Here is a 21,719-nt window from a genome sequence, read left to right as displayed (position 1 = left end):
AAGATGCTCCCTTGGAGTATCTAGGCAAATATAAACGAAGGCAATAACATACAAAAAATGCGAAATAGGGGTCTCTTTCATGCCTGTTAACTTCCCTAAGGTCCTGCTTCTGGCCACGGCGGCGAGCTGGCTGGTTGGCTGTAGTCCGTCGGCGCAGGGCATTGATGCAGGCGAAGGGCAGGCGCGTGAGCAGGTGGATGCGTCCGCAGCCGCTGTCGAGCGCCAGCCGCGCGATGAGATCATCTATTTCGTCATGCCGGACCGGTTTGAAAATGGTGATACAGCCAATGATCTGGGCGGTCTTGAGGGCGAGCGTCTTGATCATGGTTATGACCCCACCGATCCGGGCTTTTATCATGGCGGCGATATCGCCGGCCTGACCCAGCGGCTCGACTATATTCAGGGTCTGGGTGCGACGGCGATCTGGCTGACACCGATCTTCCAGAACCGCGCGGTTCAGGGCGAGGGCGACTGGGCCTCGTCCGCCTATCATGGCTATTGGATCACCGATTTCCTGCGTCCCGACGCGCATCTGGGCGAGCGCGAGGAGTTTCGCGCCTTTGTCGAGGCTGCGCATGCCCGGGGCATGCGGGTCTATATGGACATCATCACCAATCACACCGCGGACGTGATCGCCTATCGCGAATGCCATGACCCGACGTCCGAGCTCTATATCGATCCGGACGGCCAATGCCCCTATCGCCGCCGCGCAGATTATCCGTTCACCACGGTGGGTGGTCCCGATGGCGAGCCGATCAATGACGGCTTCCTGGGCGACGACCCGGTACATCTGACGCCGGAGAATTTCGCCAATCTGACGCGTCCCGATTTTGCCTATACGCCCTACATCCCCGAGGGCGTCGACGGCGAGCGCAACCCGCCCTGGCTCAATGACATGACGCTTTACCACAATCGCGGCGAGAGTTTCTGGTTCGGCGAGAGCGAGCTTTACGGTGATTTTGCCGGGCTGGACGATCTCAATACCGAGCACCCGACCGTCGTGCGCGGCATGATCGATATCTACAAGTCCTGGATCACCGACTTCCGCATTGATGGCTATCGCATCGACACCGCCAAGCATGTGCGTCCGGAATTCTGGGCCGAGTTCACGCCGGAGATCATGGCCCATGCCCGGGCCGAGGGCATCGAGCACTTCCATGTCTTTGGTGAGGTATATGAAGGCGATCCGGGTCAGCTGGCGCGTTACATCACCCAGGCGCGTTTGCCGGCCTTCCTGGACTTTGCCTTCCAGGGCACAGCCCAGGACTTCGTTACCGGTGCAGAGCCGGGCATGCGCTTTCAGGAATTGTTCAACATCGATCACGTCTACCCGGGTGGCGAGGCGACAGCAGCGATCCTGCCAACCTTCCTCGGCAATCACGACATGGGCCGCATGTCGATGTTCATCCGCAATGCTCATCCCGACATTTCCGATGCCGAGCTGCTCGACCGCCTGGTCCTGGCCCATGGCCTGATGATGTTCTCGCGTGGTGTGCCCACTATCTATTATGGCGACGAGCAGGGTTTCATCTCCGATGGCAATGACCGTGCCGCGCGTGAGAACATGTTCCCGAGCGTAGTCGAGAGCTATAACGACAATGATCTGGTTGGCACCGATGCCACGACGGCAGGCGATAATTTCGATACCGGTCATCCGCTCTACCAGGCGATCGCGCGCATGGCGGAGATCCGCCAGTCCAATGAGGTGATCCGCCGCGGACGTCTTCTGACCCGCTATGCCGGAAACGAGGAAAGTGTCCTGGTGATTTCGCGCATTGATGAAGCCTCCGGGGATGAAGTGCTGATTGCCTTCAATGCCGAGAACGTCGCACGTCAACTCAATGTCGAGGTTGATGGCCGCAATACACGTTGGGAAGCCTTGTGGGGCGAATGCGGGACAAGCTCTGCTGCTGTTGGCACATTCGCGCTGGACATCCCGGCCCATGGTTTTGTCGTCTGCCGCGCTGTGCGCTAGCACCAAAATCTCCACGCGCCCAGGCGCTGGAGTGATGACGGGAGTGCAGGGCGGTCCGGGGACCGGGAAGGCTCGATAGGTGTTGGTGTGGGGTGGTCCCGAAAAGACCGCCCTGCACGCAATGACCTGACCGGCCGCACGTCTCCGACGATGACGTGTCAGCCAATGTCCAGAATGGCCAGGACATCACACCTCCCCACATTCCGGAACGGTCTAGAAACGTCCCGCCTCGGGAAGGTGGGATGATTATGGGGGAGGATCGAGCGCTGTGGATATCTTCCCCGCTCGCGGGGAAGTGGGCTCGCCGAAGCCAGCGGCGAAGGCGAGGTCGAAGGGGGTGCGAACGCCAGTGAGCACTATACCTACGCGTTACGCGCTCCGGCCCCTCCGTCCCTTCGGGACACCTCCCCGAGGGGGAGGATAAGCAATGCTCCCCTTCGCCCATCAAGCTCGAGGATGAGTTGATCAGTGCTTTCGGTGCTCGGGCGTTACCCGTATTTCAGCCCTGCCAGCCCTAGCGGCCGGCGACGGCATCATAGCGACGCTGGCTGGTCAGCATGGAGCGGATATAAGCCATGTTGGCTTCCGCCATCTCCGGGGACACATCCACGCGGGCCATTTCCTCCGCTTCGTCGAAACGCCCCTGGAGGGCCATCACGAGCGCGAGGTTCTGGCGAACGGTGGAATCGGCACCCGGGCGGATCATGGCTTCGCGCAACAGGCGCTCGGCTGTTCCCGCCTCACCGGAGAGTGCGTAGGACATCGCCAGGTTGGACATGACGGAGGGTTCGCTGGGGGCGTAACGCATGGCTTCGCGCAGGGTGGTTTGAGCCCGGTCGCTCTGACCGGCCTGTTCCAGTGCAACGCCCAGCACGTTCAGCGTACGCCAGTCGGTCGGATTGGCCTGGCTGGCGCGGGTCAGCGGTTCGATGGCGGCGGCACCGCGTCCGCTGGCAGCCATGGCCGTGCCGTAGGCAATGAGCAGTTCGCTGTCATCGGGATAGAGCGCCAGCGCTTGGCGGGAGACTTCTGCTGAACGCACTGGATTGCCGATATGGCGCAGTACATTGGCCAGTTCCAGCGAGGCCTCGCGATCGGACGGGTTGAGCTCATAGGCCTCGGCCCAGAAGGCGGCCTGGGTCAGCAGGTCCTGGCTGCTAATGGCATCACGCTCTGCACGGGTGGCCGGAACGATCGAGGTGGCGTCGAGTTCAGCACGCAGGGCCAGTTCCTGTTCGGTCGGCGCCGTCGTCGTCGCACAACCGGCCAGGGCGGTTACGGATACAAGGCATGTCACGAGGGCGGCGCGCATCTTCTCACCTTTAGCTGAGTGTTCGACTTGAACTTGCCGCGCTCCGGTCAAGAATGGGTTAACTTGTTTCGAAATGCCGGCCGGGAGGACGCCATGCCAGCCATCTCACTCGAATCCGAAAACGCCCGTGTCTTGCGCCTGGTCAGCAAGGCGGATCGCGATGAGGTCGTCGCGGCGCTGGGCGCTGAAGCGGTGGCCGAGCGTTTCAAGGGAAAACCAGGCGAAATTGTCATGCTGCCGGGCGGGGAGGTTGCAGCCCTGTTTGGTATCGGTGATGGCAAGAGCGAGTTCGCGCTGGGTGCCGCCGCCCTGTCACTTCCGGTAGGTGAATGGCGTATCGAATACCTGCCGGAGGGGTGGGATGCGGAACTGGCCGCTGTGGCCTGGTGTCTGGGTGCCTACAAGTTCACCACCTACAAGCCGGCCGACCGTGAGCCGGCGCACCTGGTCCTGCCGTCCGAGGCCGATGCGGAGACGGTCTGCGCCATTGCGGATGCGTCTGAACTGACGCGAAACCTGGTCAACACACCGGCCCAGGACATGGGTCCGGTCGGGCTGGAACAGGCGTTCCGCGATCTGGCCGGGCAGTTCGATGCCCAGGTGCGCGTGACCGAGGGCGATGCTCTCGTCGAGCAGAATTATCCGATGATCCACGCTGTGGGCCGGGCGGCCGGCGAGGCGCCGCGCCTGCTGGAACTGGAATGGGGCAATCCCGACCATCCGCGTGTCTCGGTGATCGGCAAGGGTGTGTGTTTCGACAGTGGTGGTCTCGACCTCAAGGCGGCGAAATTCATGCGCCTGATGAAGAAGGATATGGGGGGCGGCGCCAATGCCATGGGCCTTGCGCACATGATCATGGCGACGGACCTGCCGGTGCGTTTGCATCTGCTGGTCCCGGCTGTCGAGAATGCTGTCTCCGCCGGTGCTTTCCGTCCAGGCGATATCATCGCCTCGCGCAAGGGGCTCAAGGTCGAGATCGACAATACAGATGCCGAAGGTCGCCTTGTGCTGGGTGACGCGCTGACCCGCGCTTGTGAGGACGAGCCGGAGCTGGTCATTGATTTCGCAACGCTGACCGGTGCTGCACGCGTAGCGCTCGGTCCGGAAGTCATGCCCTTCTATACCGATGATGAAGACCTGGCCGCGGCGTTGTCCGACGCTGGCAAGACGGTTGATGACCCGCTGTGGCGCATGCCGCTGTGGGACGGGTATGATCGTTATCTGGACGGCGAGATTTCCGACCTGGTCAATTCCGATGGCAGCGGTTTTGCCGGCTCCATCACTGCCGCGCTTTTCCTGCGCAATTTTGTCGATACGACAAAATGGGTGCATTTCGACATTTTCGCGTGGAATCCCAAACCCCGTCCGGGGCGCCCCAAGGGCGGCGAGATCCAGGCGACACGCGCCGTTTACCAAATGCTCAAGGACCGTTTCGTAGACTGACCCAAACGAACAGGGTTGTTCACGGGAGTAGGCGCATGGCTTCAGCGGCCATGACATCGCTGGAGACACTGCATCGCGTCAGTTCGGAAGTTGTCCGGACTGGCGATGTGGACCTGTCATCGCGCCAGTTTGCTGTTCTGCTGTCTGTTTTCATGCGATCGGAAGCGGATTCAATCCGCGAGCTCTCCACCCGTCTCGATTTGCCCAAACCCGCTGTTACCCGCGCGCTTGATGTGTTGGAGGGGCACGGTTTTGTCCGCCGCAAACGGGATCGTGACGACAAGCGGGATGTCTCTGTCCACCGCACTGTCAAAGGGGCGGTCTTCCTGTACGATTATGGCGAGAACGTCGCCAGCCACGCGGAGGAGAGCGTCAAGTGTCTGAAATGGATCGCCGCCTTACGCCCGCCAGATCCGATCTCGCTGCAAGTTTCCTGAAAGACCGGGTGAGTGCCGAACGCTATGTCGACCCGGTTGACCACCGCTGCATTCTCCCCTCTGCTGCCATTCGCCGTGATGCGTCTGCCACTGCCGGAATGGACGACCAGGTGCTCTACGGTGAGGACTTTGCGGTCCTGGAAGAGCGTGAAGGCTGGTGCTGGGGATTTTCCCGGGCAGATGGATATGTCGGCTGGGTCGAGGCCGGCGCGCTGAGCGGTGAAACGCTCAAGGCCGATCACAAGATCACAGCCCTGCGCACCTATCTTTTTCCCGAACCGAATTTCAAGAAACCACCAATCGCGCTATTGAACCTGAATGCCCGTTTCGCGGCAGGCGTGGTCGAAGGCCGGTTCGTTGAAGCTCGAGGTGCCGGCTGGGTCACGACTGAACATACAGCGCCTCTCACCGAGTTTGCCGGAGATTTTGTCGCCGTGGCGGAAGCCCATCTGGGCGCGCCCTATCTGTGGGGCGGCAAGGAGAGCCTGGGGCTGGACTGCTCCGGCCTAGTGCAGATGGCGCTCATGGCTGCCGGTATCGACGTGCCGCGTGATGCCGACCAGCAGGAAGCCGCTCTCAAGGAGATGTGGGACGACGTGACCGCCGATGTCGAGCGGGTACGAGGTGATATTGTCTTCTGGTCCGGCCACGTCGGTATCCTGACCGACAGTGAGCATTTGCTGCACGCCAATGCCTTCACCATGGATGTGACACTGGAGCCTTTCGCAGAAGCCGAGCGTCGCATTCGCGAAGCCGAAAACCCGGTGCGGACCATAGTGCGCCTGCCGCGCTAGATCGTAAAACCCGGCCAAGAAAAAACCCCGCTGTTTCCAGCGGGGTTCTTTTTGAACAGGGTGCGGGGAGTGCTACTCCTCGCCAGCCTCTTCGGCTGCGGCGTCTTCAGCAGGCGCTTCTGCGGGCAGCGGGGCCGGCAGCGGCTGCGGGTTGTTCGACTGAGCGCGCAGATAGGCGATCAGGTCGATACGATGTCCCTCATTGCCGAGGCCATTGAAGTTCATCGCCGTGCCCGGCGCGTAACCGCGCGGGTTCTCGATGAAGAGATTGAGGTTCTCATAGCTCCACTCACCGGCCGGCAGGGCGCCGGAGTAGGAGAAGCCGGCTCTTGCGGCAACGGCGTTGCCCACGATGTCGTAGAGGTTCGGGCCTTGAACAGACGCGCCACCTTCTTCAATCGTATGGCAACCGGCACAGCGGCGGAACTGGCGTTCGCCATTGGTCAGGTCTGCGGCGGCCAGCAGCAGGCCGTAATCGACCGGGCCGGATTCCTCGACAACAGCTTCGCCGCCGCCTTCGCCTCCAATGGCCGCCCAGTCGACCGGATAGGCGACGTGTTCCTCGTCGAGCGTTACCGCGTGCGACGGGATGAGAATGTGGCCGAGTTCCTTGATTACGATAACGATCAGCACACCGCCGATCAGTACGCCCGCAACCTTGTTCCAGAAGAGATCGCCCATGGACGCCCCCAATTGATTAGACAGCTGAAATTTGCCCGTGTTTGACATGCACTGAGCAGGGAAGCAACAGGCTAGCGCGTTCAACTGCATGCGTTATGTAGCCGCGCCCTGAATTCGGCCGGTGTCATGGGCTTGAGAACGCAACTGCAGAATTTTCGCAGTGGCCCTCTTGCACCTGCTCGCGGTCTATCCCAAATACCCGTCATTCGGCGGCGCACCTCCCCCCAAGCTGCCGTGAATGTTTCGAAATAACAGGTAATTACCAATGGTACGTTCAATCGTAGCAGCGTCTCTGGCTGCACTCTCTTTCGCGTCGGTTTCCCAGGCGCAGGACTTCACCTTCTCCGGCGGCTATGACCGCGCCGACTTCGACGGCGTCGAGTTTGATACTGTCGTTCTGCGTGGCCGTTACATGTTCAACGAGCGCTTCGGTGCGGAAGGCCAGCTGAATTTCGGCGTCAATGACGAATCTATCGATTTCGGTGTTGTGACCGCTGATATCAGCCTCGATTATGGCGTTAGCGCATTCGCTTTTGCCAATCTCTACACCAATGAGGGCCTGAACCTTTTCGGCCGTCTGGGTTATGTCCACGCCGAGCTGGAAGCAGATGCCGCCGGCATCACCGTGTCTGAAGATGACGGAGCTTTTGCAGCTGGCGTTGGTGCCGAGTTCTTCTTTGATGATCGCAATGGCGTACGTTTCGACTACACCTGGGCGGACTATGAAGACAGCGCGAATTTCTACGGTATTTCCTACGTTCGTCGTTTCGGCGGCTAGGCCGAATTCATTTGTACGCGTACCTGCAGGCCGTACCCAGTTGGGTGTGGCCTGTAGTATATTTGCAACTAATAGTTGGTAAAGTGATCAGCCTGCCGGAAAAGCATTGCGCACACGCAAGCGCGCGGGCAGGTTCCGCCCAGCACTCGGGGGATGAGTGCCCGTTTATCTAGTAAGTTGCGAGAAAACTAATGCTTCGTTCTATTGTTGCTGCGTCAGCAGCTGTTGTAGCCCTGTCTGCTGGTGCCTTTGCTCAGGACAGCACTATATCTGTGGGTGTCGAGCGTGCCGACTTTGACGGTCTGTCGCTGGACTCTGTTGCCTTCCGCGGTGCTCACTTCTTCAATGAGACTTTTGGCGTTGAAGGCCAGCTGAATATCGGTGTTGGTGACGACACCGTGCGTTTCCTCGGCACCGATGTTGACGTGTCGCAGAACTGGGGTGCTGGCGTTTTTGCAGTTGCGCGCACCGGTGGCGAAGGTTTCAACCTGCTCGGACGTCTCGGCTATGTCCATACTGACATCGAAGCTGATGTTGCTGGCTTTTCCGAAAGCGAAGATGATGGCGCGCTGGCTGCTGGCGTTGCCGCCGAGTGGTATCTCGACGAGCGCAATGGCGTGCGCCTCGACTACACCTATGCCGACTTTGACGACAGCGTCAGCATTTTTGGCATTTCCTACGTTCGCCGCCTCGGTGGCTAAGCGTTTGACCATCCGGTCTGGAAAGGGCGGTCCCGTCGGGGCCGCTTTTTTTGTTTGCGCAGGTGGTCGCCCAGGCATTTCGCGTTTGCGGGGAGCGTGTTCATCCAGCGCTCATCTACCTAGCGGAAACGTAATGCAGATGAACCGAAAAGCCGTTGCGATGCAGAGGATTAGTCGTCAGATTGGCCGGGTAAGAGCGAGGGACTTTCTTACACAGGCGAGTAGCTAAACATGTTGCGTACCCTTTTTGCCGCCAGCGCTGCCCTGCTGGCACTTTCCGCGTCGTCCTCTGCCCAGGAGTTCAACTTCTCCGGTGGTTACGAGCGGTTTGATTTCGAGACCGCAGACTTCGATACCATCGTTCTGCGCGGCGGCTATTTCTTCAACGAGAATTTCGGCGTCGAAGGACAGCTGAATTTCGGTTTCGATGATGACACCGTCACGATTGCCAACACACCGGTGAATGTCGAGTTCAATTACGGGGTTGGCGCCTTTGCTGTCGCCCGCACCGGGACTGACGGTTTCAATGTCTTTGGCCGCGTCGGTTACTACCACTCGGAAGTCGAGGCTAATCTGGCCGGGTTCAATGCGTCCGGTGACGACGGCGCGCTGGCCGCGGGCGTGGGTGCCGAGTTCGATTTTGACGATCGCAACTCCATCCGTCTGGACTATACTTATATCGACTATGACGACAGCGCGAACGTGCTGGGTCTGACCTATGTTCGCCGGTTTGGCGGCTAGGCCTTCAGGTCATACGTGTTATCGACCGGAGCTCTCCTCATGCGGGGGCTCCGGTTTTCTTTTTCATTTGCTGGAGGACTCGGAGCCGGGTTGTGGTTGTGTTATGGTTGCGTAGCGGAACATGTTGGCCTTCCCTCCCAAACAACCTGCCCCGCAAAAGCGTAGCCTGAGTGAGTTGCCGTTAAGTTCGGCAATGGCTGTTCGCCCTGCCGACGCGGTATCCCCCCTGAGCCCGTGCGCCACCCCGGCGCCTCGTTCAGGCGGATTATCCGCTTGTTGATACAGGAAAGGGCGAAAACTTGACCAAATTCACCATCTTCGACGACACCAACGCGCCGGCAGAAGCCAAGGCAACACTGCGTTCGGTGAAGTCCAAATACGGCTTCATCCCGAATCTAATGGGTGAGCTTGCGGCCTCCCCGTCCGCGCTTGAAGCCTACACCACCCTGTCGGCGGTCTACGGCCAGACCAGCCTGACGCCGATCGAGCAACAGGTTGTCCTGCTGACGACCAGCTACGAGAACAACTGTGATTACTGCATGGCTGCACACTCGACTGTGTCGCTGAGCGTGGGACTGGATCGGGAGATCCTTCTGGCCATCCGCGAAGGCCGTGAAATCGAGGAAGACATGCGCCTGGAGGCGCTGCGCCGTTTCACCATCGCTGTCGTGCGCCAGCGCGGCCTGGTGGAGAACTCCGATGTCGAGCCCTTCATGGAGGCCGGCTTTACCAAGGCCAATATTCTCGACGTGGTCACGGGCGTGACACTGAAGACGCTATCCAACTACACCAACCATATCGCGGAAACGAAGCTGGATGACGCGTTCGAGGCCATGAAATGGTCCAAGCCGATCCTGCAGCACGCAGACTAGTTCCTCCTCCCTCCGCCTCAGGGGCCGGTTCGTCGGCCCCTTTTTGTTGGGCTAGATCTTCTCCGCTGCCCACAGCTCCACAAGTCGCCGCGCGATGGCGATGGACGGCGGCAGGGCTGCGTGCGGGTGTTTGCCGTCAAGCATGGCGATGACATCGGCGCGGCTGAACCAGCGCGCCGCTTCCAGCTCCTCGGTATCGACAGACAGATCCGGGCTTGTTGCCGGGGCCAGCAGGCCAACCATCAATGAGGAGGGGAAAGGCCAGGGCTGGCACAGGATATAGCGCGTCGCGGCAATATCGACAGCCAGGCCCGCCTCTTCCGAGAGTTCCCGGGCACAGGCTTCTTCCAGCGTCTCGGCCGGCTCAACAAAACCTGCCAGGGCAGACCAGACACCCGGCGGCCAGCTAGCTTGCCGGCCGAGCAGGACCTGGTCCTCATGCTGGGCCAGCATGATGACGACGGGGTCCACACGCGGGAAATGCTCGGTCTCGCAGGAGGGGCAAACGCGTTTTGCGCCGCCCGCTGCCATGTTCGTCGGACTTCCACAGCGTGCACAGAATTGATGCCGGTAATGCCAGTCCAGCACGGATTTCGCCTGCGCGTAGATCGCCGCGTCTTGATGCGGGATTTGCATGGCTGCCGCGCGGGCAGGAATGTGTTGCCCGCTCATCGGACCCGGCAGGGCAAACAGGGGTTGGCCGTTCAGCTGGCCGAGGAAAATCCGGCCCGGATCCTGTTTGGCCGCATGATCGAGCGGGTGCCAGATCAGCCCGTCATCATCGACTTCGGGATCTCCCTGGTGGAGGTGAAGAATACGCGCCTCCGGTTTCTCGGCTTCAGCCGCCAGCAAGACCTCGTCCCGGCGCAGGACTTCGCAACGGTCGAGCGGGGAGCCGGCGAAAACCATGCCTCCGGCACTTCCAAGCAGGGATCGGTCGTTCATGGCATCTCCTCGTTCGGGCGCAATGTGGGGTGGAGCAGCGAGATTTTCCACCATTGCTTTCACCGGACCGGCAAGAAAGATCTTGCTTTTGAGAATGAGTCGCAACAATCTGGTGCTGGAGGTGACAGATGAACATCGCGAACTATTCCTGCCCGAACATGACCCCCGCCGCGACCCGGACCGAACACGCCGTTCGCGATTGGTTGGCAACCCAGATCAATGTCCTGGCCTATTGGCGTGAATTGCTGCTGGCGACGGGCGATGAGACGGGTCTCGTCGAGCTGCTGGATGATCATGAGGCCTTCCTGCGAGGCGCGGCTGCAGCGAGTGAAGCCCTCCCGGTCAGTCATCAGTGATGCAGCCCCTTGCGGTCCAGGCTCTGGCGCGCGATATAGGGGGTGGAAGATCGGCGGTGGACGAGCGCCTCGCCAACCCGGTCAGGTCCGGAAGGAAGCAGCCGTAACGAGTTTCCGTTCGGGTCGCTGTCCGGTCTTCCACCTCTAATTCGTTCCTCCAGCCCAAGAGATCGCATGGACGATACGCTGCTCCAGAATGACGACGCCGGAGCGGCGGAGGAAGCGCTCATGCCGGGGCTCGACCTGCCTGCGGCAGAGGCTGATGCCAGCTATCAGGTGCTGGCACGCAAGTACCGACCCGACACATTCGAGGACCTGATAGGCCAGGAGGCCATGGTTCGTACGCTCACCAATGCGTTTGCGGCGGGCCGGATCGCTCACGCCTATATGCTGACCGGGGTGCGCGGGGTGGGCAAGACCACCACGGCGCGTCTGATCGCACGGGCCTTGAACTACACGACGGACGAGATCGACGCTCCGCACATGGAGCTCAAGCAGCGCGGTGTGCATTGCGATGCCATTGCGCGCTCGGCTCATGTCGATGTGATGGAAATGGACGCCGCCTCGCGCACGGGTGTCGGCGATATCCGCGAGATCCTGGAAGGTGTGCGTTACGCGCCGGTGTCGGGCCGCTACAAGGTCTACATCATCGACGAGGTCCACATGCTGTCGACCTCCGCCTTCAACGCCCTGCTTAAGACGCTGGAAGAACCGCCTTCGCACGCCAAGTTCATCTTTGCGACGACCGAGATCCGCAAGGTGCCGGTGACTGTGTTGTCGCGCTGCCAGCGTTTTGACCTCAAGCGTATTGATCGCGAGGTTCTCACCGATCATCTCGATCGTATCTGCGGTCTGGAGCATGCTTCGGTCGATCGCGACGGTCTCTCGCTGATCGCCCGCGCGGCCGAAGGCTCGGTGCGTGACGCGCTCTCCCTGCTGGACCAGGCCATAGTCCAGGGCGGTGACCAGGATGCGCCGGTCGGTGCCGAGGATGTTCGCAACATGCTCGGTCTGGCAGACCGAGCTCGCGTGCTGGATCTGCTGGAACATGCGCTGAGCGGGCGCACATCGGACGCGCTCGACGAGCTGGCCTCGCTGTATGATGCCGGTGGCGATCCGATCGTCATCACGCGCGATCTGCTGGACTATGTGCACTCGCTTTCCCGGGTGAAGGCCGTTGGCAAATCCGCGGACCTGGGCGAGGCCGCCGAGACGATCGAGCGTCTCGCAAACCTGTCCGAACGCATGACGCTGGGCCAGCTGACGCGATATTGGCGCATTCTGCTGACGGCGCTGGATGATATTCGCCAGGCTCCCGATGCATTGTCTGCTGCCGAGATGACGCTGTTGCGTCTGATCTCTGCCGCGATGTTGCCCCCGCCGGAGGATGCCGCGCGATTGCTGGCGTCGACACCGCCCGCCACGGTGCCGCCGGAGGCGCCGGGAAAGCCTGAGGCGAGACCGGCGCCATCCCAACCGGTCGCCCAGGCAAGCCCGGTCGCTTCGGAACCATCTGCCGGAAACGGTCCGCATGATTTCGAGGAATTGATCGCCCTGCTTCAGGCCAAGCGCGATATCGGGCTGCAGTCTGACGTGGAGCGATTTGTCCGTCCGGTCGCTGTGCAAGCCTGTGCCTTCACCTTCCAGCCCGTCGAAGAAGCGCCCACCGATCTCGCCCAGCGGCTGGCCAAACGTTTGCTGGAGTGGACGGGTGATCGCTGGGCCATTCTCGCAGACCCTGGGCAGGAGGGCGGAGAGACCTGGGCCGAGCGCAAGCTTCGTCTCAAGCAGGAACGGGTAGATGCGGCGCATCGCGATCCGGCGGTCGTTGAGGCGATGGAACTTTTCCCGGGTGCGGAACTGGTGAAAATCCGGGATCCGAAACCGGTCGAATCCGGCGATGATGCCGAACAGATTGAAAGTACGGAGAACCGAGCGTGAAAGACCTGATGGGACTGATGAAACAGGCTCAGGCCATGCAAGAGAAGATGGCTGAGGCCCAGGCTGCGCTCGACGAGGCCCTTGTCACGGGTGAGGCGGGCGGCGGCATGGTCGCGGTCACGCTGACGGCCAAGGGCGATATGAAGGCCCTGCGCATTGATCCGACCATGATTGATCCGTCCGAGCCTGAAATACTGGAAGACCTGGTTCTGGCGGCCCATAACGAGGCGCGCCGCAAGGCGGAAGACAAGCAGAAAGAGCTCATGCAGGACGCGACCGCCGGGCTGCAATTGCCACCGGGCATGTCCCTGCCGTTCTAGGAATTACCCATGCGTACTGCCTCAGCCGGTCCCGAGATCGAGCGACTGATCAATCTCCTGTCCAAAATGCCAGGCCTGGGCCCGCGTTCCGCGCGGCGCGCGGCCCTGCACTTGCTGGGGCGCCGGGATGCGTTGATGCGTCCGTTGGCCGACGCGCTGGCCGACGCCGCGGACAAGATCTCGGCCTGCAGTGAATGTGGAAACATGGATGTCAGCGATCCCTGTGCGGTCTGTTCGGCCCCCAATCGAGCCGAAAACGCAATCTGTGTGGTCGAGACAGTCGGCGATCTGTGGGCGCTGGAGCGGGCTGGCGCTTTCAAGGGACGGTACCATGTGCTGGGTGGCGTGTTGTCGGCGCTGGACGGTGTGCGCCCGGAAGATCTCAATATCGCCAAGCTGATCGAACGCGCCGAGCGTTCCGAAGTCACCGAAATCGTGCTGGCGCTCAATGCGACCGTCGACGGGCAGACTACCGCGCACTACCTGGCAGATCGGCTGGACGCTGCCGGTGTCCAGGTGACGTCGCTGGCGCGAGGCGTGCCTGTAGGCGGCGAACTGGACTATCTGGACGACGGCACACTCGCAGCCGCTTTCAAGAGCCGGTCCACGGTCTGAATCATCCGATAGGAATCACGTTAGTTCTCAACTCGAAGTTTCGGCGCTGAGTGAGGCCCCGCGTGAGCAATCCTCTCGATCCAAAGACGACGCGGGAACTTGCCGTCAATCGCAAGGACTTCGTACTCTTCTTCTGCATCGGCCTGTTCATGGTCTCCCTGGTCCTGGCCGCGATCACCGCCGTTAAGATCCAGAGCTTCCATTTCGGCCCCCTTGTCGTGCTGGTCCCGGCGGGCTCGGTTGCCTTCGGCCTGACCTATCTGGCGACGGATGTTATCTCGGAAGTCTGGGGCAGGTCATTCGCCCTGATGACGGTCTATGCAGGCCTCGTCATGCGCTTTGTGATGTTCATCCTGATCGGCTACGCACTGGGCGGGGAGGATGTCTTTCCCTTTATAGGCATCGCCGATAGCTGGGCGCCGGAACGCGATGCCGCGTTTGAAAGCGTGCTGGGGGCGTCGATGCGGATCAATCTGGCCGGTGTTGTGGCCTTTGGCCTGAGTGCCCTGTCAGATGTCTTTATCTTCCATCACCTCAAGCATCGCGAGAAAGGCAAGAACCGCCTTTGGCTGCGCAATAACATTTCCACGACTGTCTCGCAGGTCCTCAACTCGATCGTGTTCGTCACGGTCGCGTTCGGCGGAACCATGCCCTTGGCCGCCGTGGCCAGTATCGTTCTTGGTCAGGTCCTGGTGAAGGTCTCGGTGGCCTTTCTGGACACACCCGTTGTCTACCTGCTCCGGAACATAGCGACGGATCGCAAGCTGTTCGATTTCCGCGGCTAGTTGACCACTGGTTCCAGTCGCAGGATGCGCCCGTCCAGATCATCAACGGCCAGATAGACATAACCGTCGACGCCTATGGCCACATCGCGGAGACGCTGTCCCAGGTCCGACAGCATGCGTTCCTCAGTCAGCACAGAGTCATTGTCGACCTCGTAGCGAAGCAGTGTGGAACCAGCGAGTGTCGCTACCAGCAGATCGCCTTCCCAGCCCGGGAATTGATCGCCGGAATAGAAGGCCATGCCGGACGGTGCGAGTGATGGCGTCCATTGCCAGACCGGGCTTGTAAAGCCAGGGCCTTCGCTCTCCTCGGAGATAATCGAACCATCATAGTCGATGCCGTAGGTGACCAGCGGCCAGCCGTAATTGTCGCCCGGTCGGATGATATTGATCTCGTCACCGCCGCGCGGCCCGTGTTCATGCGCCCAGGCGCGGCGGGTTTCCGGGTGGATGGCGATGCCCTGCACATTGCGGTGGCCGTAGGAGTAAATCTCGGGCTGGGCTGCGGCCGTCGTCGCGAACGGATTGTCGAAGGGTACGCTGCCATCATCATTGACGCGCACGATCGTACCGATGTGGTTCTCCAGGTTCTGGGACTCATTCATGTGCATGTAGCCATCACCCGTGGTCAGCAGCACGGACAGATCGTCCATAAACTGGACCCGGCCGCCGAAATGATAACCGCGCCGTTTATCGAAATTCACATCGAAGATGGTCTCGACCGCTTCCAGCGTGCTCATGTCCTCGGACAGGCGGCCGCGGGCCAGCGAGGTGCGGTTGGCGCGTTCGGTCCCTTTTGAATAGGCAAAATAGACGAGGCGGTTCTGGTCAAAATCCGGGTGGATCGCGACGCCCAACAAACCGCCCTGTCCGCTGACCAGGATATCATCCGGCAGGCCACGGATCGCGGTGACTTCACCGGAGGTGACATTGACATGGTTGAGCCGGCCTTCGCGCTCGGTCACCAGGAGATTGCCCGCGTCCAGCGGTGCGATGGACCAGGGGAATTCCAGACCAGTCGCGACTTCAACGACCGAAAAATCTGCAACTTCGGATTCGACCAGAACCGGCTGGGCATGAGCCTGGGTGCCGAGAGTGGCCAGAACGAGACAAGCAGTGGCGATGCGCATGAAAAACTCCCTGGATGCTGACCAGAAAATAGGTCTGCTTTGCAAGAGAGAAAAGGGGGCAATGGCCTAAAGGCTGAACGCGCTCGCGAAGGAGTTAATTCGTGATGAGAATTGTGTTTCAAATGCACTGATCTGGGCCCAGCGACGCCGTGCGCGGCAGGGGACCTGCGCGATCTTGCTCGGCAGTATCGAGGCCGCTGTCTCTGCGTATTCCCATCCCCGAATGCCCAGTGCTGCCAACCCCGGGCGCAGGAAGCGACCGCTGTCCAGTGCGACTTCGTAACTGGCATAATACTTCTTGTAGTGCGCGCCACCGCGACCCAGATCGATGCGTTGCAGCCCACGATCCTGTGCCTGTTCGAACAGGCCGTGCAGCAGCAGGAGGCCGGGCGAGTATTTGGCAAGGTCCGGATCATAGGCCGGGAACCAGGAGTGATAGATGTCCGCGCCCACCAGTCCGAACTCGACGGCGGCCAGGCGATCACCGAACCAGAGTGAGGCCGTCAGGCCGGAAAATTCCTGGCCTTCGCGGCGACGCAGATCGTCCAGCACACGGCGCACCCAGGGAATGCCCATCACATCCAGCTTGCCGGTTTCGGTGTATTGGCGACGCTTCCAGTCCACCAGCGCGGCAAAGGCTTCGCCCGACGCATCGCCCAGCTCTACACGGACCGGGCCGAAATCGCGCTCTGCAGCACGCTGCCGGCGGGCAGATTTCTTGAAATGGTCCTTGAAGGCCGTCTTGCGCTGCGCGAAATAGCTGTCCGCGCCTTCGCCCAGATCGGCGATCACGGAACCATCGCGTTCACGCAGACCACCCGGATGGCCACCCATCGGACAGTACCAGTTGTCATAGACCAGGGCGGAACAGCCGGCAGCCTTTGCGACCAGATCCAGCGAGAGGCGGGAATAATCGCCAGCAATCACACCCTGGTAGTCGCTCATCGGCGCACCGATCGGACGGGCAATCCCGTCCTTGGGCATATGGTGTGGGAAATAGGCGAGGATTTCCTCACCATCGCGAATAATGCCGACCCGCACATCCTCACGCGCCCAGGAAACGGTTTCCGCGAACTCGAACCGGAAGTAAGGGCTCGCGAGCGTGCCATTCGGAGCCGCCCAGCGGTTCCATTGCACGATCTGCTCGGTCGTGATGTCCTTGATTGATACGTTTTCGACGTGCACGGACAGGCTCCCAATTCACCTGCAGGGGGGGAATGCAAGTCGGGGCCGGATTGTCCGTTTCAGAAACGGGCTATGAAAATAATTGCGCCATCCTGGCTGATCCCGTCCTGTTCGATCTGCGCGAGCACCGGTGGCAAGGCAGACTGAGCCTCGTCGGACTGCGCCTTCTTGCGGTGATGATCAATCATCTCGTCCAGCTTGTCGTCCGGGATGGGATCCGGCTTGAGCAAGTGGATGAATTGCGGCGTGAAAGCGACATCATCCGGCATGGCCGCAAGGAAGTCCTGGGCGCTGTAGCAATTGTGATGGCTCTCGCCCGCCGCGCGGTCGATCGCCTTCATCCATTCATCCAGTGCCCGGGCCGAGCGCTGCGAGGGAATGCTGTCATCATACCAGGGGTCGAGAATGGCGATGCCACGTGTAGCGACCCGGCAGGCCTCGCTTAGATGTCCGGCGAGATCACGGAAATGATGAGCGCTGAATTCGCTGCAGACGAGATCGAAGGACTGGTCCTCGACCGGCAGATCGCTGGCCCGTCCGGTCTTCACAAAGGGGTTGGTGGCATGAGCGTAGGGCGAGGTGTCGATGCCGGTCGCGTTGATATCCTGTTCGCGCAATTCACGGACCCAGCGGCCGGATCCACAACCCACGTCCAGAATGCTGCGCGGATGGAATTCGTGCACCATCTGGTGAAATACCGATTTGTAGAATGCCTGTGGGCGCATGCGGGATCCCCTGGGCCAGACTGATCAGACAAACCAGCATCTGCGCTGGGCTGTTCGTGTGCAAGGGTTTTCAGGTGGGGTGACAGGTTTTGTCTGGTCGGGCGTGTTAGGGTCAGGCCAGTTCAACGATTCGGATGTTCGACATGGATTCGCTTCTCCTGATAGGTACCACGGCAGCCGCTGCTCTTCTCGCCGGCGCAGGTCTGGGTTTTGTCCTCGCGCGCCGCGGGCCGAGCGCAAAACTGGCCGCGCTCGAGAGTGAGATCAGCGAGACTCGCGAGCGTGTTCACACCGCTGAAACAGCCCGTGTGGCGGCCGAGACCTCCGGTGAAGCCAGCGCCGAGCGTGTCAGCGAACTGGAAGCCCAGTTGCTGCGCGAACGTGACGCCGCGGTTGAACGTCTGACCGGTGTCCAGGAAGAAAAGCTGCGCCTGTCGGAAACGCTTGCCGCATTGCAGTCGGAACAGAAGGCCGAACGCGAACACCAGCAGGCGCGACTGGCCGAGCTCAAGGCCGCGCGCGAGGAGATGAACCAGGCGTTCAAGCTGACCGCGAACGAGATCCTGAAAAGTTCCGGGCAGGAGTTGAACAAACAGGGTGCCGAAGGCCTGCAGCGCCTGCTGACGCCGTTGCGGGAACAGCTCGGCAAGCTGGAAAGCCAGGTCAACAAGGATGCCGAGACCCGGTCTGGCCAGACCAGCAAGATCGAGGCGGTGATGCAGACCCTGCACAATGACGCCAAGCGCATGTCCGAAGAGGCGCAGAACCTGACCAAGGCGCTGAGTTCATCCTCCAAGGTCCAGGGTGACTGGGGCGAGCTGGTACTGGCGCGTATCCTGGAACAGGCTGGCCTGCGCGAGGGGCATGAGTTTTTCACCCAGGAGACCAAGTCCACCGAGGATGGCCGTCGCCTGCGTCCGGACGTCGTCGTCGAGATGCCGGGCCAGCAGCGTCTGGTTATCGACTCCAAGGTCTCGCTCAAGGATTTCGAGCGGGCGGTGAATGCCGATGATGACGCGGAACGCGGCGCGGCCGTGAAGGCGCACATCAATTCCGTGCGCACCCATATCAAGTCGCTGGGCGAGAAGAATTATGATGCCCTCTATGAAGGCGTGAACTTCACCGTGATGTTCATTCCCCTGGAGGGCGCGGCGTCCCTGGCCCTGCAGAACGACACCGAACTGTCGAGTGATGCCTTCTCCCGCGGGGTGATGATCGCTACGCCGACGACGCTGATGATGGCCATGCGCACGGTCCAGAACCTGTGGACGATTGATCGCCAGAACCAGAATGCCCGCGCTATCGCCGAGCGCGCCGGTGCGCTCTATGACAAGTTCAACGGTTTTGTGGAGGATCTGGAGAAGGTTGGCGTACAGATCGATCGTGCGCACCAGAGCTGGGGCGAGGCAAAATCGAAACTGGTCTCTGGTCGCGGCAATGTCATCCGCCAGGCGGAAATGCTCAAGAAGCTCGGTGCTCAGACCAAGAAATCCCTGCCGGACGAACTGCTTGCAACCGCTGAGGGCGGAGCCGACCTGCCGGCAATCGAACATGAACCGGCGCGCCTGGAAGACGACACGGCCTGAGCCGTCGCCGCCAGCCGCGTCATCTTCTTGATCGGTTAAGCTTGCAGGCTTATCTAACGTCCATGGCTATTCGTGAAATCCTGACGGTCCCGAACCCGATCCTCAAAGAGATCTCCCAACCTGTCGACAAGGTGGATGACGAGATCCGTGCGCTCATGGATGACATGCTGGAGACGATGTACGAGGCCGATGGTATCGGCCTTGCCGCGATCCAGGTTGGCGTGCCAAAGCGCATCATCGTGATGGACCTGTCCGGACCGGAGGAAAAGGCCGAGGCGAAATTCTTCGTCAATCCCGTGCTGTCCGACCCGTCCGGTGAGAAGCGTCCGTATGACGAGGGCTGTCTTTCCGTGCCGGGTTACTACGAGACAATCGAGCGGCCAGACCGTATCAAGATCACCTATCTCGATTATGACGGCAACGAGGTGGAGGAGATCGCGGAAGGCATGTTCGCGACCTGTATCCAGCACGAGATGGATCATCTGGAAGGTGTTCTCTTCATTGATTACCTCTCCCGACTCAAGCGTCAGCGCGCGGTCCAGAAGGTCAGGAAGTACGAGAAGGAAAAGGGTCGCGACGCGGCCTGATCTCACGATCCAGTTGAGCATCAAAACCCGCCGCGGCCTGGCCCGGCGGGTTTTTCCTGTATGTAACCTTGACTACCCATTATGTAACGTTTACGTATCATGTAACGTTTGAGTTACACGAGGGTATGGTAATGGACACGATCAACAAGCTAATCCGGCAACGCGATATGACGCTGTCGCTGGCAGCACTGTCCTTTGTTGTCTGGCAGGGTGGGCAGCTGGCCGAGGATCTGGTGGTCGAGCGCGGGTGGGGCGGCGATGAGCCGAACCTGGTCATCGTGTTCTCTGTTCTGATCGGCGCGATCGGCTGGGCCCTCGCAAGCTTCATGTTCCTTGTCTATGCAGGGCGCGTTTCCAAGGCGAAGGTCCAGTCCGTGCTCCAGGACGAGTTGTTCGACCAGCACAAACGCATCGCCCTGCGGATCGGCTATATGGCGTTGATTGGCGCAATCGCAGCTTTGCTCGCAGTGGACATGTTCGTGACGTTCTCGGCGGAAATTGCCATCCGGGCTCTGCTGATTGTCGGCATTTCCGTGCCGCTGATCACCTTTGTCCTGCTCAGCATGGGCGGGGATGATGACGGTGACGCGGAATGAAGGTCAGCGAACTGGGCAATCGCATCAAGGCACGGCGAGCCGAGCAGGGCATGACCCAGGCTCAGCTTGCCGAAGCTGTTGGCGTGACACGCAAGACGATCAATACGGTAGAGAACCGGATCTTTGTGCCCTCGACCATTCTCGCTCTGAAAATGGCCGAGGCGCTGGGCGCCTCGGTGGATGAGCTTTTCTTCCTGGAAGAGGAGGCCGCTGGCGGGGACTAGCCCCGCCCGTGCGGCTGCATGAAGTCGATCACCGGACCGGCCGGCACGATGCGCGTGGGATTGATGGTGTCGTGGCTGGCGTAATAATGCGCCTTGGCATGGTCCGGGTTGAAGGTAGCAGCGATGCCCGGCGTCTGGTACAGGTCACGTGTATAAGCCCACAGGTTCGGATAGTCCGAAATGCGGCGCAGATTGCATTTGAAATGCCCGAAATAGACCATGTCGAAGCGCAGAAGTGTCGGCAGCGTCCGCCAGTCCGCTTCGGTCGGTGTGTCACCGGTCAGATAGCGCTGGCGGGAGAGAATGTCCTCCAGCCAATCGAGCGTCTCAAACAGTGGGATGACGGCCTCTTCATAGGCGTCCTGGTTCGTGGCAAAACCTGAGCGGTAAACGCCATTGTTCAGCGTGTCGTAGACGCGAGCATTGATGGCATCGATCTCTGCACGTTTGTCAGCGGGATAATAGTCACCCGGGCTGGCGCCCACACCGTCAAAGGCAGAGTTGAACATGCGGATGATTTCCGAACTCTCGTTTGAAACGATGTGGTTGGTACGTTTGTCCCACAGCACCGGCACTGTCACTCGCCCGGAATAGTCCGGCTCGGACTGCAGATAGACCTCGTACATGAAGTTCTTGGCAAAGAGGTCATCGCCGACGATCCCGTCCTTGTCCTCGGCAAAGGTCCAGCCATTCTCGGCCATGAACCAGTGTACAACCGAGACAGAGATCATATCCTCGAGCCCCTTCAGGGCACGGTAGATCAGAGTCCGGTGCGCCCACGGGCAGGCGTAGGACACATAAAGATGATAGCGCCCGGGCTCGGCCCGGAAGCCACCGCGACCGGTTGGCCCGGCTTCCCCGTCAGGGGTGATCCAGTTGCGCAACTGGGCTTCGGACCGCACGAAGCGTCCCTTCGAGGCCTTGGTGTCATACCATTTGTCTTGCCACTTCCCGTCTACGAGCAGGCCCATGCCTCTTCTCCTGAAACTTGCC

The 21,719-nt window shown here is 60.6% G+C and carries 24 protein-coding genes and 1 other RNA gene; 18 read left to right on the top strand and 7 right to left on the bottom strand.

Going from position 1 to position 21,719, the window contains the following annotated elements; translation table 11 throughout:
• Positions 1-79: 79 nt before the first annotated feature.
• Positions 80-1,975: an alpha-amylase family glycosyl hydrolase gene (locus SIC17_RS06195; RefSeq protein WP_412546706.1), complete on the top strand. Its 1,896-nt coding sequence runs from the start codon at positions 80-82 to the stop codon at positions 1,973-1,975.
• Positions 1,976-2,489: 514 nt separating this feature from the next.
• On the opposite strand, the gene SIC17_RS06190 is transcribed toward SIC17_RS06195, so the two are convergent.
• Complete coding sequence (locus SIC17_RS06190; protein WP_412546705.1) at positions 2,490-3,287, bottom strand: tetratricopeptide repeat protein; 798 nt, start codon at positions 3,285-3,287, stop codon at positions 2,490-2,492.
• 93 nt (positions 3,288-3,380) lie between these two features.
• Here SIC17_RS06190 and SIC17_RS06185 point away from each other — a divergent pair, with 93 nt between their 5' ends.
• Genes SIC17_RS06185 through SIC17_RS06175 form a run of 3 tightly spaced genes read left to right on the top strand, consistent with a single transcriptional unit; the run spans position 3,381 to position 5,961 of the window.
• Positions 3,381-4,730 (top strand): leucyl aminopeptidase family protein, encoded by a 1,350-nt coding sequence (locus SIC17_RS06185; RefSeq protein ID WP_412546704.1) that lies wholly within the window; start codon positions 3,381-3,383, stop codon positions 4,728-4,730.
• A gap of 35 nt (positions 4,731-4,765) precedes the next feature.
• Positions 4,766-5,167, top strand: coding sequence for a MarR family transcriptional regulator (locus tag SIC17_RS06180; protein WP_291895127.1), 402 nt, complete (start codon positions 4,766-4,768; stop codon positions 5,165-5,167).
• Positions 5,116-5,961: an NlpC/P60 family protein gene (locus tag SIC17_RS06175; protein WP_412546905.1), complete on the top strand. Its 846-nt coding sequence runs from the start codon at positions 5,116-5,118 to the stop codon at positions 5,959-5,961. The genes SIC17_RS06180 and SIC17_RS06175 overlap by 52 nt, the downstream gene beginning before the upstream one ends.
• 72 nt (positions 5,962-6,033) lie before the next feature.
• Here the strand turns inward: SIC17_RS06175 and SIC17_RS06170 are convergent, their stop codons facing one another.
• Positions 6,034-6,642, bottom strand: a complete 609-nt coding sequence (locus SIC17_RS06170; RefSeq protein ID WP_412546703.1) for a c-type cytochrome — start codon at positions 6,640-6,642, stop codon at positions 6,034-6,036.
• Positions 6,643-6,907: 265 nt separating this feature from the next.
• Here SIC17_RS06170 and SIC17_RS06165 point away from each other — a divergent pair, with 265 nt between their 5' ends.
• The 4 genes from SIC17_RS06165 (at position 6,908) to SIC17_RS06150 (ending at position 9,734) form a co-directional block, all read left to right on the top strand.
• The gene (locus SIC17_RS06165; RefSeq protein ID WP_412546702.1) at positions 6,908-7,420 is read left to right on the top strand and encodes a porin family protein; all 513 of its coding nucleotides are present in this window, start codon (positions 6,908-6,910) and stop codon (positions 7,418-7,420) included.
• A 191-nt stretch (positions 7,421-7,611) separates the two neighbouring features.
• Positions 7,612-8,121 carry an outer membrane beta-barrel protein gene (locus SIC17_RS06160; protein ID WP_291895121.1) on the top strand — a complete coding sequence of 170 codons (510 nt, stop codon included), beginning with the start codon at positions 7,612-7,614 and terminating at the stop codon, positions 8,119-8,121.
• Between the two features lie 231 nt (positions 8,122-8,352).
• Positions 8,353-8,862 (top strand): porin family protein, encoded by a 510-nt coding sequence (locus SIC17_RS06155; RefSeq protein WP_412546701.1) that lies wholly within the window; start codon positions 8,353-8,355, stop codon positions 8,860-8,862.
• A gap of 299 nt (positions 8,863-9,161) precedes the next feature.
• The gene (locus SIC17_RS06150) at positions 9,162-9,734 is read left to right on the top strand and encodes a carboxymuconolactone decarboxylase family protein (RefSeq protein ID WP_412546700.1); all 573 of its coding nucleotides are present in this window, start codon (positions 9,162-9,164) and stop codon (positions 9,732-9,734) included.
• A 51-nt stretch (positions 9,735-9,785) separates the two neighbouring features.
• Here the strand turns inward: SIC17_RS06150 and nudC are convergent, their stop codons facing one another.
• Complete coding sequence (gene nudC / locus SIC17_RS06145; RefSeq protein ID WP_412546699.1) at positions 9,786-10,679, bottom strand: NAD(+) diphosphatase; 894 nt, start codon at positions 10,677-10,679, stop codon at positions 9,786-9,788.
• A 128-nt stretch (positions 10,680-10,807) separates the two neighbouring features.
• Between nudC and SIC17_RS06140 the strand changes: the two genes are divergently transcribed.
• The 6 genes from SIC17_RS06140 to SIC17_RS06115 all read left to right on the top strand — a co-directional run bounded on the left by SIC17_RS06140 (position 10,808) and on the right by SIC17_RS06115 (position 14,696).
• Positions 10,808-11,035 (top strand): hypothetical protein, encoded by a 228-nt coding sequence (locus SIC17_RS06140; RefSeq protein ID WP_291895113.1) that lies wholly within the window; start codon positions 10,808-10,810, stop codon positions 11,033-11,035.
• 44 nt (positions 11,036-11,079) lie between these two features.
• An RNA gene (gene ffs, locus SIC17_RS06135) (signal recognition particle sRNA small type) lies at positions 11,080-11,178 on the top strand.
• Positions 11,179-11,209: 31 nt separating this feature from the next.
• Complete coding sequence (locus SIC17_RS06130) at positions 11,210-12,976, top strand: DNA polymerase III subunit gamma/tau (protein WP_291895110.1); 1,767 nt, start codon at positions 11,210-11,212, stop codon at positions 12,974-12,976.
• Positions 12,973-13,296: a YbaB/EbfC family nucleoid-associated protein gene (locus SIC17_RS06125; RefSeq protein WP_291895108.1), complete on the top strand. Its 324-nt coding sequence runs from the start codon at positions 12,973-12,975 to the stop codon at positions 13,294-13,296. Before SIC17_RS06130 ends, SIC17_RS06125 begins: the two co-directional genes overlap by 4 nt.
• Positions 13,297-13,305: 9 nt before the next feature.
• Positions 13,306-13,911: a recombination mediator RecR gene (gene recR, locus SIC17_RS06120; RefSeq protein ID WP_291895106.1), complete on the top strand. Its 606-nt coding sequence runs from the start codon at positions 13,306-13,308 to the stop codon at positions 13,909-13,911.
• Positions 13,912-13,973: 62 nt separating this feature from the next.
• Positions 13,974-14,696, top strand: coding sequence for a queuosine precursor transporter (locus SIC17_RS06115; protein WP_412546698.1), 723 nt, complete (start codon positions 13,974-13,976; stop codon positions 14,694-14,696).
• On the opposite strand, the gene SIC17_RS06110 is transcribed toward SIC17_RS06115, so the two are convergent.
• The 3 genes from SIC17_RS06110 to SIC17_RS06100 form a co-directional block, all read right to left on the bottom strand.
• A complete protein-coding gene (locus SIC17_RS06110; protein ID WP_412546697.1) occupies positions 14,693-15,823 on the bottom strand; it encodes a PQQ-dependent sugar dehydrogenase in 1,131 nt (376 codons plus the stop codon). The genes SIC17_RS06115 and SIC17_RS06110 overlap by 4 nt on opposite strands.
• A gap of 66 nt (positions 15,824-15,889) precedes the next feature.
• A complete protein-coding gene (locus SIC17_RS06105) occupies positions 15,890-17,008 on the bottom strand; it encodes a GNAT family N-acetyltransferase (protein WP_412546696.1) in 1,119 nt (372 codons plus the stop codon).
• Between the two features lie 59 nt (positions 17,009-17,067).
• Positions 17,068-17,733, bottom strand: a complete 666-nt coding sequence (locus SIC17_RS06100; RefSeq protein WP_412546695.1) for a class I SAM-dependent methyltransferase — start codon at positions 17,731-17,733, stop codon at positions 17,068-17,070.
• Positions 17,734-17,876: 143 nt separating this feature from the next.
• Here SIC17_RS06100 and rmuC point away from each other — a divergent pair, with 143 nt between their 5' ends.
• The 4 genes from rmuC to SIC17_RS06080 all read left to right on the top strand — a co-directional run bounded on the left by rmuC (position 17,877) and on the right by SIC17_RS06080 (position 20,726).
• Positions 17,877-19,319 carry a DNA recombination protein RmuC gene (rmuC, locus tag SIC17_RS06095; protein WP_412546694.1) on the top strand — a complete coding sequence of 481 codons (1,443 nt, stop codon included), beginning with the start codon at positions 17,877-17,879 and terminating at the stop codon, positions 19,317-19,319.
• A gap of 62 nt (positions 19,320-19,381) precedes the next feature.
• A complete protein-coding gene (gene def / locus SIC17_RS06090) occupies positions 19,382-19,906 on the top strand; it encodes a peptide deformylase (protein ID WP_291895095.1) in 525 nt (174 codons plus the stop codon).
• A gap of 131 nt (positions 19,907-20,037) precedes the next feature.
• On the top strand, positions 20,038-20,502 hold the full coding sequence (locus SIC17_RS06085) for a hypothetical protein (protein ID WP_291895094.1): 465 nt from the start codon (positions 20,038-20,040) through the stop codon (positions 20,500-20,502).
• Positions 20,499-20,726: a helix-turn-helix transcriptional regulator gene (locus SIC17_RS06080; protein ID WP_291895093.1), complete on the top strand. Its 228-nt coding sequence runs from the start codon at positions 20,499-20,501 to the stop codon at positions 20,724-20,726. Before SIC17_RS06085 ends, SIC17_RS06080 begins: the two co-directional genes overlap by 4 nt.
• Here SIC17_RS06080 and SIC17_RS06075 read toward each other — a convergent pair.
• Positions 20,723-21,697: a glutathione S-transferase family protein gene (locus tag SIC17_RS06075; protein WP_291895091.1), complete on the bottom strand. Its 975-nt coding sequence runs from the start codon at positions 21,695-21,697 to the stop codon at positions 20,723-20,725. The two genes, SIC17_RS06080 and SIC17_RS06075, sit on opposite strands and share 4 nt — an antisense overlap.
• Positions 21,698-21,719: the final 22 nt, after the last annotated feature.

This window comes from Maricaulis sp. MIT060901 (assembly GCF_047123815.1).
In the GTDB taxonomy this organism is placed as follows: domain Bacteria; phylum Pseudomonadota; class Alphaproteobacteria; order Caulobacterales; family Maricaulaceae; genus Maricaulis.
Note: the sequence above shows the minus strand (reverse complement) of the source record. Positions and strands in the feature narration are given on the sequence as shown.